The organism is Mastigocoleus sp. MO_188.B34 (assembly GCF_030065675.1).
GTDB lineage: Bacteria > Cyanobacteriota > Cyanobacteriia > Cyanobacteriales > Nostocaceae > Mastigocoleus.
This window is the reverse complement of record NZ_JASJDK010000001.1, coordinates 1-15264: the sequence shown is the minus strand read 5'-3', so window position 1 is coordinate 15264 and position 15264 is coordinate 1. Positions and strand designations below refer to the sequence as shown.

At 37.3% G+C, this 15264-nt stretch carries 13 protein-coding genes; 6 read left to right on the top strand and 7 right to left on the bottom strand.

The genetic code is table 11. The annotated features are described in order from the left end of the window. Positions 1 to 68: 68 nt before the first annotated feature. On the top strand, positions 69 to 416 hold the full coding sequence (locus QNJ50_RS00065; RefSeq protein ID WP_300630730.1) for an STAS domain-containing protein: 348 nt from the start codon (positions 69 to 71) through the stop codon (positions 414 to 416). A gap of 1148 nt (positions 417 to 1564) precedes the next feature. Here QNJ50_RS00065 and QNJ50_RS00060 read toward each other — a convergent pair. Together QNJ50_RS00060 and rpsF are read right to left on the bottom strand one after the other, a co-directional pair. Next, entirely contained in the window at positions 1565 to 2125 is a 561-nt protein-coding gene (locus tag QNJ50_RS00060) for an Npun_F5560 family protein (protein ID WP_300630727.1), read from the bottom strand. A gap of 222 nt (positions 2126 to 2347) precedes the next feature. Further along, positions 2348 to 2677: a 30S ribosomal protein S6 gene (gene rpsF, locus QNJ50_RS00055; RefSeq protein WP_300630724.1), complete on the bottom strand. Its 330-nt coding sequence runs from the start codon at positions 2675 to 2677 to the stop codon at positions 2348 to 2350. A gap of 346 nt (positions 2678 to 3023) precedes the next feature. On the opposite strand from rpsF, the gene QNJ50_RS00050 reads away from it, so the two are divergent. Then, positions 3024 to 3797: a fumarylacetoacetate hydrolase family protein gene (locus QNJ50_RS00050; protein ID WP_300630721.1), complete on the top strand. Its 774-nt coding sequence runs from the start codon at positions 3024 to 3026 to the stop codon at positions 3795 to 3797. 448 nt (positions 3798 to 4245) lie between these two features. Here QNJ50_RS00050 and QNJ50_RS00045 read toward each other — a convergent pair whose 3' ends face one another. Continuing rightward, entirely contained in the window at positions 4246 to 4758 is a 513-nt protein-coding gene (locus QNJ50_RS00045; RefSeq protein WP_300630718.1) for a Tic20 family protein, read from the bottom strand. A 72-nt stretch (positions 4759 to 4830) separates the two neighbouring features. Next, the gene (locus tag QNJ50_RS00040; protein ID WP_300630715.1) at positions 4831 to 5028 is read right to left on the bottom strand and encodes a hypothetical protein; all 198 of its coding nucleotides are present in this window, start codon (positions 5026 to 5028) and stop codon (positions 4831 to 4833) included. 243 nt (positions 5029 to 5271) lie between these two features. On the opposite strand from QNJ50_RS00040, the gene glyA reads away from it, so the two are divergent. From glyA to chrA, 4 genes are all read left to right on the top strand, one after another. Then, on the top strand, positions 5272 to 6555 hold the full coding sequence (glyA, locus tag QNJ50_RS00035) for a serine hydroxymethyltransferase (RefSeq protein WP_300630711.1): 1284 nt from the start codon (positions 5272 to 5274) through the stop codon (positions 6553 to 6555). A gap of 193 nt (positions 6556 to 6748) precedes the next feature. Continuing rightward, positions 6749 to 7999, top strand: a complete 1251-nt coding sequence (locus tag QNJ50_RS00030; RefSeq protein ID WP_300630708.1) for a competence/damage-inducible protein A — start codon at positions 6749 to 6751, stop codon at positions 7997 to 7999. Between the two features lie 416 nt (positions 8000 to 8415). Continuing rightward, positions 8416 to 9210, top strand: coding sequence for a DUF2993 domain-containing protein (locus tag QNJ50_RS00025; protein WP_300630705.1), 795 nt, complete (start codon positions 8416 to 8418; stop codon positions 9208 to 9210). A gap of 355 nt (positions 9211 to 9565) precedes the next feature. Continuing rightward, positions 9566 to 10741, top strand: a complete 1176-nt coding sequence (gene chrA / locus QNJ50_RS00020) for a chromate efflux transporter (protein ID WP_300630702.1) — start codon at positions 9566 to 9568, stop codon at positions 10739 to 10741. Between the two features lie 144 nt (positions 10742 to 10885). On the opposite strand, the gene QNJ50_RS00015 is transcribed toward chrA, so the two are convergent. The 3 genes from QNJ50_RS00015 to QNJ50_RS00005 form a co-directional block, all read right to left on the bottom strand. After that, a complete protein-coding gene (locus QNJ50_RS00015) occupies positions 10886 to 12286 on the bottom strand; it encodes a UDP-glucose/GDP-mannose dehydrogenase family protein (RefSeq protein WP_300630699.1) in 1401 nt (466 codons plus the stop codon). 610 nt (positions 12287 to 12896) lie between these two features. Then, positions 12897 to 13853 carry a UDP-glucuronic acid decarboxylase family protein gene (locus tag QNJ50_RS00010; protein WP_300630696.1) on the bottom strand — a complete coding sequence of 319 codons (957 nt, stop codon included), beginning with the start codon at positions 13851 to 13853 and terminating at the stop codon, positions 12897 to 12899. 790 nt (positions 13854 to 14643) lie between these two features. Then, a partial coding sequence (locus tag QNJ50_RS00005) for a universal stress protein (protein WP_300630692.1) occupies positions 14644 to 15264 on the bottom strand: 621 nt, incomplete at its 5' end.

The window sequence follows — 15264 nt, the reverse complement described above, 5'->3', positions numbered from 1 at the left end:
GAGATAGGAATAGTATTTGTGTCTTTTTTACTTTTTTTGTTAACCGTTTCAACTACCCAGTAAAATTCATGACTCTCACACCAGAATTTCAGTTAGTCTTGTTTAAGCCGGAAGGACGGGTTGATTTGGAAGGCGGTCGAGTCCTGAGCGAGCAAATGGCTAAAATAGCTCCCCAGACTCACCAACTTTGGGTAATCGATTTAGTGAAAGTCGATTTTATGGACAGTTCTGGTTTAGTGGCTTTGGTTAAGGGACTTAAAGCTGCTCGTCAAAGTGGTTGTCGTTTGGTTTTGTGTAATGTTCATGCCCCAGTCAAGTTAATTTTAGAATTGACAGATCTCGATTCTGTCTTTGAAATTTTTAATTCCTATGAAGATATCTTAAGTACGCTCAACCATCAAACTGTCACTGGTTAGTTTGTTAACTCTTTTTAGTGAATCAAAGCTCCACTCAAATTTATCAAAATATTATGTAGACTAAATAAAATCGGTGGTTTAATTCATAGATAAAAACATATTTTGTGTATCTCTAGTTAGAATTTACCAAAGATATTTGAGTCTGGTGTAATTGAGTAATTTGGTAGTTATTAAATCAATCTGTGGTTTGGGAAGTTAGATTATTTGTTGAATTCAACAATATTATCTTGTTTGTATAAATCTTCGTTCTACAGATTTATGATTTGTGGAGCTTATATTATCACTTTGTAGCTTACATTGGTTTTCTGTAATCGTAAGTCGTCATTTACTTGTATTAGGGGAAATAGTCTATGAATAGAAAAATTAGAATCTAGACTTAATATTCTTAGAAGCCTCTATCTTCTTATTTCCTCTATTTTCTTCCTTCCCTTGGGAAAATGGATGAAATTATGACACATTTCTTCAAGTATTGCCATTACTACTAAAACATTATGGCAATCATTTTGGATTGTGTCATTAATTTTTATCTATTGATTTCTCGCTAGATAATATGATGTGTGTTACACAATTATAATTAAATTTATTTACTACTAAAAATTAAAATTTTGGATAGATTATCTTCGACTGCTGTCACAAGATATATTAGATCTTTCCTCAATACACACATTTTCAACAGCTAGTAAGAACATAAATAATTTACCCCGCGTTTTAATATGCTATCCATTAGGCAGATCTTTCTCAACATTTGCGAGAGTAATTGCTCACATTTTTCCCAACCCTTATTACTTCGTCATTAATTCTCAATAAAACTATATTTTTAGCGATAAGAATAAAGTTAAATTTGTAAAGTGTCTCTCACCCCTCGTGGTTTGAGAGCCCTGTCAAATAATCTTTTTAAGATTGTTAAGAAAGATGTGACTAATGCATAGGTTTTAATATGACGGGGTTATTTATGTTTTGATAGATACCTTTATTTGATACTTAATAATTTACTAGTATTTTTATACCACTAATTTTTCATAATTAAATTATTAGTACGTAATGTTTCCACATTATAAAAAACCTATTTTTTGTAAGTCTAGGCTTTTTTAATTACAAGACTAAAGAATCAAAGACCCTTTAGCATAAAAATGTTCAGCATTAAAGTTTTAAGTGTTGGGTATGCTGGACATATTGTCTTGGGAGAAATCTTCATGAGGGAAATTTGGTAAATCGATCCCACCACGGGTATTGTTACGATTTTTTAAAGCTAAACGGTAACTAACACTCTGTAATTCTGCCTGCAGTTGTCTATTCTCTTTTTGCAACATGGCTACTTTTTCCCGTACTGGAGCCATGCGTTCCTCAAATTTACGACGATAAATTTGGGGTAACTCTTGTACCACTTGTTCTAACATCCGGCTGCGATCTGTTAGTTCCTGTACAGACTGACGGAGCTGATAAATTTCGTCATCGCGACTATTTATTTGTTCTTGATAAAAAGTAACCTGTTCTTCTACCGCTTGTAGTTGGTCGCGCAAATCTGTCAATTCACTCAAATGTCTCTGAGAAAAATCTGGTTGGGATTTAAAGTTTGTATTACCCTTTACAAGGCGAAATAATTCTTGGGAAAGTTGTTGCACTAACTGCTCACGCAAATGCAATTCTTGGCGCAGTTTTGATACTTCCGTAGATAGAGATTGAATAGTGGAGTTGTCGGTTTGAGTCACAGTGGCTTCGGGCTCCAATTAAGAATCTTTTCCACTATTTAGGTATAACCGTATTAGTAGTGTAGTTGGCAAGATAAACAGATACCAATTTAGCATTTATACGGAAATTCTATCGAAATTTGATAAAAATGATATGAAAGAAAAGGTAAGGTTATATAACTTTACCTTTTCTGGAAAATTTATGTTGTTATGTAACAGTTTTTGTGCTCAGATTCACCGATTCTATTCTGTAGGCGAAGCTTCTTCAGTTGCAGTTTCCTGTAACTCTTGCTTAATTGTGAGGTAACGAATTACTTCTTCGCTTAAACGCATCGCACGTTCCATACTCGCGATGATGCTGCCGACACTGGAAGCATAATTCATTTGTATGTAAATACCATCTCTGTGCTTATTAATCTCGTAAGCTAAACGGCGTTTTCCGCGATTTTGGATTTCGATTTCTTCTGCACCTTGTTCGCGTATCAAATTTTCGTATTTACTAACCGCTTGCTCTACCTGCTCTTCTGTAAGTTCAGGTCGCAGGATGTACATCGTTTCGTAAGCTGTTGCCATATTTCATTACCTCGTGGACCAATTAGGGTTGCTGCTGACATAAATCAAATCGCAGTTTCGTTAAATAGAACATCTGCTTTTTTCAACATCTTGAGCAACAAGGAATTATAATCTTACCAGCTTTTAATTTTAATTGTTAACACAGTTATTAAACTTCAGCTTTTTTGTATCGAATGGGGTTTTATTGTGTTACTAAGATATTGTACAAATCTATGCCACGAGTTCTAGGCAAACGATAAACTTATTTTTTCTCAAACAATTTCTCTCAAATAATTTTCTCAAAACTGTTCTGGTTGTATCTACTAACTTTTTAATTAATTACAGACAAAAGGATATTTTTCAGCTTATGGCACAACGCTATGTGCGAGTTCAAAGTCGGGAAGGACAAGTTTATTATGGTTTGCTACAACTATCGCTTGATGTTCAAATTTTAGATGCCCCACCTTGGTTACAAGGACAACCAATAGATCTCAGTTTAGAACCGGACAGTTATCAGATACTAGCTCCTTGCTCTCCTTCTAAAATTGTGGCAGTGGGTAGAAATTATGCAGACCATGCGGCAGAAATGGGTAATCAGGTTCCTAAAGAACCTCTGATTTTTTTCAAGCCACCCACATCAATTATTGCTTGCGACGCCGAAATTCAATATCCTCCTCATTCACAACAAGTAGATTATGAAGGAGAATTAGCATTGATTATCGGCGAACGCGCGGTTGATTGTACCCCTGAGTCTGCTCAAGAAAAAATTTGGGGATATACTATAGCCAATGATGTGACTGCGCGGGATTTACAGAAAAAAGATATTCAATTTACTCGTGCGAAAGGTTTTGATACTTTTTGTCCTCTAGGTCCTTGGATAGTTCGTGAATTAAATCCAGGAGCAAGATTACAGACATTTCTCAATGACGATATTAAGCCAGTTCAGTCAGCTTGTATTGATGAGATGGTTTTTACCCCAGACTTCATTGTTTCTTACATCAGCCAAGTTATGACATTACTACCAGGAGACGTTATTCTCACTGGTACGCCGGTTGGAGTTGGTCCCTTAAAACTCGGCGATCGGGTACGAGTAGAGATTGAAGGTATTGGTCGCTTAGAAAATACAGTTACATCTCGGTAATTTTTCGTGAGATTTTGTGAGTTCTCAATAAAAATTTTAATTTCAAACTTAAATCTCAAACTCAAATCTCAAACTTGAATCTTAAACTTGAATCTCAAACCCACAGAAAAGTCAGAGTTAAAGGTTTATCTACTTAAAATTCCGAGATTTATCTATTTTTTCTCTATGAACTAGTTATTTATGGAAAAGTTAAATAAAGCGTCCAGGAGTATTAAAAAATACTACATTTTTGGCAAAGATAAATGTTTTTATTTTGTATTTTGTACTTTTAAAAATATACCTTTAATAAGTCAAACTATTGGATATTTATTTCCTATTCTAAGTCCAAAATATTAAAATTTTACTATCGGTTTATATAGCTAAAAATGAGTTGCTTACCCATAAATTAGCTATATAATCTAGGCAGAATTTAACCCAAAACACAAAATTAAAACATAAACATTATCGCTCATCGAGTTTGTGCATAAGCTGCTTCTGAGATGAATGGGTATTCAGCATAAAGGCCTCTTGCAGCTTGTACCATCGAAAACAAGCAAGCACCAGTCACTACAATAAACAGCAGGCTAAATAAGACACCAAACAAGAATAAATCTGGTGTTACAGATACTGCGCTGACTGGTATATTCACTAGTTGGAATACATACAAACACAAAAACGTGAAAATTGATAACAAAAGTGCTTGCATTGTATGAAATCTTAGGAAATGTGCAAGCTTTTCATTTCTGACAACTCCTAAATATAAAGCTAAGAAAAGAATAAAAGTAAAACCTATGAAAGGTATGGCACGGTCTAGCTCATTCAACAAGGATATGAATGGTTTCAAAGGAATGTAAAGGTATCTTAAAAATGAAAATCGTTGAAACAAAAAACTACCAAATCCGCGCACTTGTATCAGTGGCAGAATATAAGGTAGAACTGATAAAATACGTTGCTGCCAGTCAGTGCTTCCGCGCCAATTCATGCTTTTATTCTCCTGTCAATTAAAAATATTGTCTTATTCTGACTTATAACAATCAGCGTATTTAAGCTGGATTTATTCTATGTTAACTATTTTGAAGCCCATCATGCATTCATACTGTTCTGGCTGTTGCTCGGAAAGCCTGCTAATTGCTTGACCACAGCATAATTTTCCTTTGTTTGTTCGAGGTTGACCACTAGCATCTGCGAGCAAACAGGTTTGACAAACTTTTTGTGGTTTCAATACCTGATCGTTTATTAAAACTCTGAGCATTCCATTACTCCTGTGAATCCTCATATTTACCTATAATTTAACTGGTAAAACCCCTCAAGGACAGGAAACTCTACATTTTATTTCGTTGCATTGCATTTCATTAACAACGGATAATATTAAAACAAAAATCACAAAACAAAAATCACAGTTAAAAATTTCTAAACAAACAAAAAAGTTATTTTGATGTAGTCAAATTAATTGTAATTTGGAAAATACAGTTCATTTTGTGAAAGGATTGAATGCGTGACTTTAAATAACTCAGATTTTCTTGCTTCTTCCGACCCGGTAGTTGCCGGTTTTATTGATCAAGAACTCCAGCGTCAACGCGAACACTTGGAGTTAATTGCGAGTGAAAATTTTACCTCTGCTGCTGTTTTAGCTGCTCAAGGTTCAGTACTCACAAACAAGTATGCCGAAGGTTTACCTGGTAAACGCTATTATGGTGGTTGTGAATTTATTGACAAAATTGAGCAGTTAGCTATAGATCGCGCCAAGGAGTTATTTGGTGCTGCTAGTGCTAATGTTCAGCCTCATTCCGGCGCGCAGGCAAATTTTGCTGTTTTTCTCAGTCTGCTACAGCCAGGTGACAAAATTATGGGTATGGATTTGTCCCACGGAGGACACTTGACCCATGGTTCTCCTGTAAATGTATCGGGTAAATGGTTTGAGGTCGTTCATTACGGTGTCAGCCAAGAAACTGAACAACTCGATTACGAACAAGTCCGAGAGCTGGCGCTTAGGGAGCGTCCCAAGCTCATTATTTGCGGTTATTCAGCTTATCCACGTCTAATTGACTTTGAAAAATTCCGCAGCATTGCTGATGAAGTTGGTGCTTATTTGTTAGCGGATATTGCTCATATTGCTGGCTTAGTTGCTAGCGGTTTGCATCCAGACCCAATTCCCCATTGTCATGTTGTCACAACCACAACTCACAAAACCTTACGCGGTCCTCGCGGTGGTTTAATTCTTACTAACGATCCTGAGTTAGGTAAAAAATTCAACAAAGCTGTGTTCCCCGGTACTCAAGGTGGTCCGTTAGAGCATGTAATTGCAGGTAAAGCGGTAGCTTTTGGCGAAGCTCTGAAGCCAGAATTTAAGACCTATTCACAACAGGTGATTGATAATGCAGGCGCTCTTGCTACCCAGTTACAAAATCGCAAATTCAAATTAGTCTCAAACGGTACTGATAATCATTTAGCATTACTCGATCTGCGGTGCATTAACATGACTGGCAAACAAGCTGATGCTTTGGTCAGTGGGGTCAATATCACTGCAAACAAAAATACCGTACCTTTCGACCCAGAGTCACCCTTTGTTACCAGTGGATTGCGTTTAGGTTCTCCTGCAATGACCACTAGAGGTCTTGGTACAGAGGAATTTATGGAAATTGCAAATATTATTGCTGACCGTTTGTTATCTCCAGATTCTGAAGAAGTTGCTGCTGATTGCAGAAAACGAGTTGCATCATTGTGTGATCGCTTTCCTTTGTACCCCCACATCACAATTCCTGTTCCAGCAATGGCGTAAGGTTTTCATAATAGGAAAGTGATATTGCATGTGAAGATACTAATGTGGCAATCATCATAATTTCAGATCATTCCAATAAGGTATCTAAATATTTTCACTTTTAACGAATCCCACGACTAAAAGCCGTGGGTTTTCTACTGCAAGTCCGGTAATATAGCAAAGCGATCTAAAAAAAATATTTATTTAATACTTCATGAGTGCAGAAATAATTTGTGTTGGTACCGAATTACTGCTAGGAGATATTCTTAATCGTAATGCTCAATTTTTGGCAATTGAATTGGCAAAACTAGGCATACCTCACTATTACCAAACAGTAGTTGGTGACAATCATCAAAGGTTACACCAAGTAATAGAAACTGCAATTAACCGAGCAAATATACTAATTTTTACTGGTGGGTTAGGTCCCACCCCAGATGATTTAACTTGTGAAACAATCGCCAATTTTTTTGGCGCACCTTTAATCGAACGTCCAGAAATTATTGAGGATATTACCAGGAAATATGCCAAAAGCGGACGCACTATGACTCCTAGCAACCGCAAACAGGCTTTAATTCCCCAAGGTGCAGAAATTCTCCCCAATCCCATGGGTACAGCACCGGGAATTATTTGGGAACCTCGTCAGGGAATCTCAATTTTTACTTTTCCTGGAGTCCCAAGCGAAATGCACGGGATGTGGAGAGAAACTGCTGTACCCTACCTCAAAAGTCAAGGATGGGGTAAAGACATTATTCATAGCCGAACTTTAAGGTTTTGGGGAATTGCTGAATCTGCTCTTGCGGAAAAAGTAGCTTCTTATCTCAACCTGTCCAATCCCACAGTTGCTCCATATAGTAGTAAAGGCGAAGTTAAACTAAGGGTTTCTGCAAAAGCAACATCAGAAGCAGAAGCCGAGAAACTAATTCAACCGGTAGAAAAGCAATTACAAGAGATCGCTGGCGTGAGTTACTACGGTAGCGATAGTGACAGTTTAGCCTCTGTTGTTGGAAACTTATTACGTAACGCCAAACAAACCCTCTCTGTCGCTGAGTCTTGTACTGGAGGTGGTTTAGGGCAAATGTTAACAGAAATATCTGGTAGTTCCGATTACTTTTGGGGTGGAATTGTTGCTTACGATAACTCTGTCAAAGAAAAAGCATTAGGGATCAATCCTAATGACTTGAAAGAATTTGGGGCAGTAAGTGCAACAGTCGCCGAGCAAATGGCAATCGGTGTCAAAGAACGCTTGGGGACAACCTGGGGAATTAGTATTACCGGTGTTGCGGGACCAAATGGTGGTACTGAAGCAAAACCCGTTGGTTTGGTGTATATCGGTTTAGCTGGACCCGACCGCCTGGTGGAGAGCTTTGAGTATCAATTTGGTACAACAAGGGGCAGATCTTTAATTCGTCATCTGAGTACTTGCAATGCCCTAAATAACTTACGGCAAAAATTAATACATCAATAATTCCGTAAGTTAGAACTTGAGAATAAAAAGTGCAAATAAAAAATAAATTTGGTAGTTATTTCCTGACAAAGCAATTTAATTAAATCTTAAAGTTTTTCTCAGTAATAAAATTGTCAAGAAATAATAAAATTCTATCTATCAACAACAAAACGAGTAGTTTAAGCCCTGCTCGTGTATTGCTGTAATTGCAGTGAGTCCAATCTTCTCAAACCAGAATTGACAGTCAAAATCATACTTTTTTGATATTCCGCAAGTCATAGGTGCCACAAAATAATTAGAATAAGAAATAAAACTTTATTTACCCATAGTTCATAATCTTTTTGCTCACATATTAGTACAATCAATCTCTAGAAGCTTGCTGCATCCGCCGCAATTTGTTACAAAAATACAAAGAAGTTCTAAATACTTAACACTACATGTTTGGCGGACTTACTGGTTTCACCAATGAAAAAGGTACCGACTGGGGCGAGCAAATGCTCAACACAGTTGCGAGTCAAACTATTCGCCACTTGTTTAGCAAAAGCGAGTTAGTTGAAGTGGTCGTCCGTTGTTATCCTTCCAGCAAGTTACTGCAGGGTAGCATCGATAGCTTCAAAATGAATGGTCGTGGCTTGGTCATTCGCAAAGATTTTGCTGTTGAAGAAATGTCCTTTGAAACCGATGCTGTTTCAATTGATTTTGCCTCGGTTTTGAGTGGAAAATTGCGCTTGAAGCAACCTACCCAAGCAATTGCTCAGGTCATTCTCTCACAAGAGGGTATTAATCATGCTTTCACAGCGGAACTGGTTAAAAAACGCTTGATTAATCTTTCTGTACCAGAATTAACTGAATTATCTGGTGGTAAACCAGTCTCTTTTCCTGAAGTAAAGGTAGAACTGTTATCAGAAAATCAACTCAGGATTTTAGCTCAAGCGGATTTGAGTAGTGGCGAACTAATCCCGTTGAGTATGGTAGTAACTATAGGAATTGAAAAACGGCGACGAGTTTCATTTCAAAATCCTCAAGTTGAACTGGACGCAGTACCTGCAGAGCAAAAAGAAATTTCTCAAACTTTGAGTATGGCGCTAGCGAAAATTTTGGATAATATGGTTGACCTGGATCGGTTTGACCTTGATGGGGTCAAGATGCGGCTTAATCGTTTGCAGACAGAAGGGAAAAAGCTTATTTTCAGTGGATATGCTGAGATTGAAAGGATTCCTAAAACCGGTTAGGCTAGATTTTTTGAATTGAAGTTTTGCGAGTCAAACTTTGCAAATAAAACTTTGCAAATAAAACTTTGTGAGTAAAACTTTGCGAGTAAAACTCTGTAAATCAAATTTTGTCAGCTAAAACTTGTAACCCAGAAGTTTTTATCTAAACATTTTCATCTGGATCGTTTAATTTGGAATTTTAATCATCACGAAATCTATAAACTTTGTCTTTTTAAGTATATTCAACTGTTTTCCGTAGATTCTACGGCAAGGTTCAAATAAATGTATTATCAAGTCTTTGAGGCTTGAAGCAATCACTTGATAAGATGACAACAACATAAATTTTTAAAATCTATATTTTAATCAATCCTTCGTCATGAGCGAACCCACAACTTCCCGCTTACGAGAACTGGCTACATCATTCTTCAAGCTCGGATTGATAGGTTTTGGAGGTCCAGCGGCTCACATTGCCATGATGGAGGATGAAGTTGTTAACCGCAAGAGATGGTTAACTCGGGAAAACTACTTAGATTTAATTGGGGCAACAAATTTAATTCCTGGACCTAACTCTACGGAAATAGCAATACACATCGGTTACATTCATTCTGGATTGTTAGGGCTAATTGTTGCAGGAGTTTGTTTTATTTTTCCAGCAGTATTGGTCACTGCTGGTTTTGCTTGGATATACGTACAATTTGGGCAATTACCTGAAGTTTCTCCCTTCTTATATGGAATCAAGCCAGCTATTTTAGCTATTATCTTTGGGGCAATGTGGCGTTTGGGAAAAAGAGCTGCAAAAAGTCGTCAATTAGTAGTTATTGGTTCGATTGTATTATTAGGATTATTTTTAGGTCTAAATGAACTAATTTCCCTGCTATTGGGTGGAATTTTGGGAATGCTGTGGTTACGCTTCAGATGTACTAGCAATCTGGGAGCTACAATTTTACTTTTTCCTCTGACCAGTTCTGCAGTTTTAACAACTACAAATTTAACTGTCAATAGTAATATATCTCCGTGGCAAATAGCTTTATTTTTCCTCAAAGTTGGTAGTGTTTTGTACGGTAGTGGATACGTTCTAGTAGCTTTTTTGAAAGGGGAACTAGTTGATAGTCTAGGTTGGTTAACCCAACAACAGTTACTAGATGCGATCGCAATTGGTCAGTTTACTCCCGGTCCAGTTTTATCTACAGCAACGTTCATTGGCTATGTAATAGCGGGTATTCCTGGAGCACTAGCAGCGACTTTAGGAATATTTCTACCTTCATTTGTGTTTGTTGCCATCCTTAACCCTATTATTCACCATTTGCGGGCTTCGCGCTGGATGGGAGCGTTTCTAGACGCAGTAAATATTAGTTCTGTAGCATTGATGCTATTTGTAACCATAAAACTAGCTGGGGGAATTTTTATCGATGGTCTTAGCATTGATTGGTTTGCAGCACTCATAAGTTTAGTCGCAGGGATCTTAGTTGTCCGCACGCGATTAAATGCTATTTGGATTGTTCTTGGTGGGGCTATAGCTGGTTTTGTACTGAAAGGTATTTTGAATTTTTGATATTTATTTGAGTGAAAATAAAAATCTGTAGAGACTGACCACTGTGCAACTCTACAGACTTTTAAAGTTTGTGAATAAGACTTGTGAATGAAACTTATACAACAAACTAATAATTAGCTATTGGGTGTATAAAGCTTGCGCTAACTATCGAGAAGAACGACCTACACCAATGTATTTAAAACCAGCTCGAACCATTGTTTCAGGATCGAGGAAATTACGACCATCAATCATTACTGGATTGACCATTAATTTTGCCATTTTGCCGTAATCTAAGCTGGAAAACTGATTCCAGTCTGTAACCAATACCAAAGCATCACAGCCATCAGCTAATCTCTCGGGGTCAGTTTCTACTAACACACCAGATAAACCATCGCGCATTCCCGACTGAGAAACAATTGGGTCGTAAGCTTTAACCTTAGCCCCCAAACGATTTAGTTGTTCGATTAAATTTAATGCTGGTGCATCACGCATATCATCGGTGTCGGGTTTGAAGGTTAGACCCAACAAACCAACAGTTTTACCTTTGAGAATTTTTAATGCTTGCTGGAGTTTTTCCAAAGCAATTAAACGCTGACGTTGGTTAACACTAACAGCTGATTTGAGTAATTGGGCTTCATAACCATAATCATCAGCAGTATGAACCAATGCTGATACATCTTTGGGGAAACAAGAACCACCCCAACCAATACCAGCTTGCAAAAACTTATTACCAATACGGGAATCTAAACCAATACCTTTTGCTACCTGGGTGACATCAGCACCAACGCGATCACAAATATTAGCAACTTCATTAATAAAGCTAATTTTGGTTGCTAGGAAAGCATTAGCAGCATATTTAATCATTTCCGCCGAACTTAGGTCGGTAACTAAAACCGGTACTTGAGATAATGACTTATCTTCAGCAAATTGACGTTCCACAATAGGAGCGTACAATTTTTTCATGAGGTCAGTAGCCCTTGTACTATTACCACCAAGGACAATTCTATCTGGATTGAATGTATCGTATACAGCAGAACCTTCCCGTAGGAATTCTGGATTGCTCACAACATCAAAGTCAGCATCACTTACAGATAATTTCTGCTCGCTAACTGCAGCACCAGGAGCAACTAAAGTTTTTTGACGTTCGGCAATTCCATCAAGGACAATCATTCTTACCCAATCACCAGAACCAATGGGTACTGTAGACTTATTAACAATTACTTTGTAACCACCGTTAAGATGAGTTCCAATACTGCGAGCAACCGCTTCTACATAACGAGTATCGCTCTCACCTGTCGGTAGGGGAGGTGTTCCCACCGCAATAAATAAAATTTCCCCGTGGGCCACTCCTGCAGCAATATCTGTAGTAAACTGAATTCTTCCTGCTTCAATGGCGGACTGCATAATTTCCGAGAGTCCCGGCTCGAAAATCGGCGAACGTCCAGCTTTCATTAGCTTTACTTTCTCTTCATTGTTATCTACACATATTACATCGTGCCCAATATGAGATAAGCAAGCGCCTGTAACTAAACCAACGTATCCTGTACCAATGACGCAAACACGCATTTAATTTACTCCTCTCTATAGATTTGAGGTTTTTTTGTAGAAACTTTCGCTGAAGTATGTCAAGTATTAGCATCCATCGATTCCCCTGATTTTGATCAACAGGTTCCCAAAAGATGCTGCTAATTGGGTTGTAACTGCAAGGTATTACTAAAAGCAAAACCGTATCAACTGTTCTAGCCTTACAGTTTTTAACTCGTTCATGCAACCTTAATTACTTTGGTTTTTAGATATATAGCTAAACAAAAATACAAATGCAATTTTTGATTAATAACTAAACAGTAATTGGTAGCCAGCAATCTATTTTATTAGTTTTATGAGGGTCCCATGGCGTTAGCTATATAATTGGAACAATTGATCATCCAAACTTTTTAGCTGGTTCTAGCAACCAACGAATTCTATGCTTAACGCCAAGCTAGACAACCTGAATTAAGAAATAGAATTACTAGTACCCGAAAGCATCGATATTCAGGAGTTTTAGTTAAGCTTTTGTCCCGAAAAATTTAGATATCGCAAAAAATCAGATATTTTTCTGCTTACAAAGCAGAGGTTTTTAGAATCTCATGAATGGTTCGTAGCCAAAAGTCACTAGTTAAGAGTCTACATTTTTTTACTATTGAGCACTAATAGCTAGTTTTTTTTCAGTTTTTACTCGTTGTCGGAAATCCTCTATTGTAAGTTTTAAGCCCTCTTGTAGTGGAACAGTAGGTTCCCAATTCAACAAAGTTTTTGCTTTGGTAATGTCAGGACGACGACGACGAGGATCGTCGGAAGGTAATGGCTCAAACTTAATTTCTACTTCTGGGTTTATCATATTTTGTATGGTTTGCGCCAATTCCAAAATAGTATATTCATCAGGATTACCCAGATTTATTGGACCAATGTATTCGTTATTCATCAGTCGGATTAACCCTTCGACCAAGTTAGAAACGTAACAAAAGCTTCGAGTTTGAGAACCATTTCCATAAACTGTTAATGGCGTTCCCTTCAAAGCCTGAACAATAAAGTTACTTACAACTCTGCCATCATTTTCTAACATTCGGGGACCATAAGTATTAAAAATACGAGCAACTCGAACATCAACGTTATTTTGTCTGTAGTAGTCGAAAGTTAAAGTTTCAGCAATACGCTTACCTTCGTCGTAGCAAGAACGTATTCCAATTGGGTTAACATTTCCCCAATATTCCTCATTCTGAGGATGTACCTCTGGATCTCCGTAAACTTCACTAGTAGAAGCTAACAACAGTCTAGCTTTCACCCGCTTTGCCAATCCCAACATATTCAGTGTTCCCATGACATTTGTTTTAACTGTCTTTACTGGGTTGTACTGATAATGAACTGGAGAAGCAGGACAAGCCAAATGATAGATTTGATCTACTTCTAAACGTATTGGTTCTGTAATATCGTGGCGAATGAGTTCAAAATAAGGGTTGCCCAGCCATTTGAGGAGATTTCTTTTGTGCCCAGTATAAAAATTATCTAGACAGATGACCTCGTGTCCTTCATCCATCAATCTATCGACAAGGTGGGAACCAATAAATCCTGCTCCGCCAGTTACTAATATTCTCATAAATTTACCAATTACTTACACAATATTTACACTAATTAGAATCACACTTAATTTTAGGTTACCCACCCAAACAGGGAAAATCCAATACAGGAAACTCTAAACAATGGATATCTAATACCATTAAAATTTTTAGAAAATAAATGAAATGGATTGTCTTTCGTAACTTTTTTTCATCTTATACTATACAAGTGTTTATACTTGATTTATAGTTTCGGATGATACAATTATTGTATTTGAGATTTTCTAATTCAATAGATCTAAAATCATATACTTTTTCAGCAAAAATATCTTAAATTACATAAAATCGACAATCGAAAATCAAAAATATTTGTACTTAATAATCCATCTATAAAATACAGATTTTCTAAGTTTCTTCAATTATTTATAGGACTTACGCACGAACAACGTAATTATAGTCATTGCGACGCAAGGTTAGCGGATCCGTAAGGTAGTCGCCGCAGGCTCTAGAATTTCCGTTAGGAAATAGCAATCCCAAATACCTCATTTCTCGTAATGACTGCGTAAGTCCTGATCTAAAAAAAAGTGCTAGTTACTTATGCCAATAGGCGCGAATTAAAACATATTGTGCCTGTGACTAAAAATCTGGCAATCGAAATTTTACGTTGCTGATTATTAGATTTGAGGTTTTGTTAATGTCGTAGCTCGACTGGGTAGTACAACACAACAAATTGATTTTGTATTTTAGTTATGGCACGCACATTCAAATCCCAGGTACGTAACATATGGGAAAGATTAAAAATATGTTGGCCAATCGCAGTATAAATCAAAATTATCTAACAATAACTCTCTCACTGGAAACTTCAGGTGAAAAGACGGGTGCAAAAGCACGTTGAGGTTCCCCTAACATAATGATCGAACAAGTTAACTGTCTGGCTAATTGGTTGGTAACATCACTAATTGCTAAACCACCAGGAACATTACGGTTGCGGATAAAAGGTAGAATTACCAAATCGTATAACCTTGCAGCTTGTAAAATCGCTTGGGTAGTGTTTTCGTGGGCAATAATTTGAACTTCGGGTGGATTTGTTAGACCAACCTTGGATACAAAAGAATTAAGTTGGGAACGTCTAGAAGCGATTTTACTAGAACTAGTGCGACGTTCGCAGACATTCAATACCGTAACTTGAGCTTTATTTGCTTCTGCAAAAATCTGGGCAATTTGTACAGGTAATGGGGTTGCTGCCATCAAGTTTTCGACAGGTACTAAAATACGCTGAATTTTTGATGGAGATTCCATCAAACGAGAAATTGCTACTGGACAATGGGATGAACCAACAACACTATCAATTACGTTGCCAAATAAACGTGCTCTAATACCAGTACGCTTACCCCACCCCATAACAATCAAACTAGCTTTCTTTTCCCGTGCAGCTCTACTAATTCCTCGGGC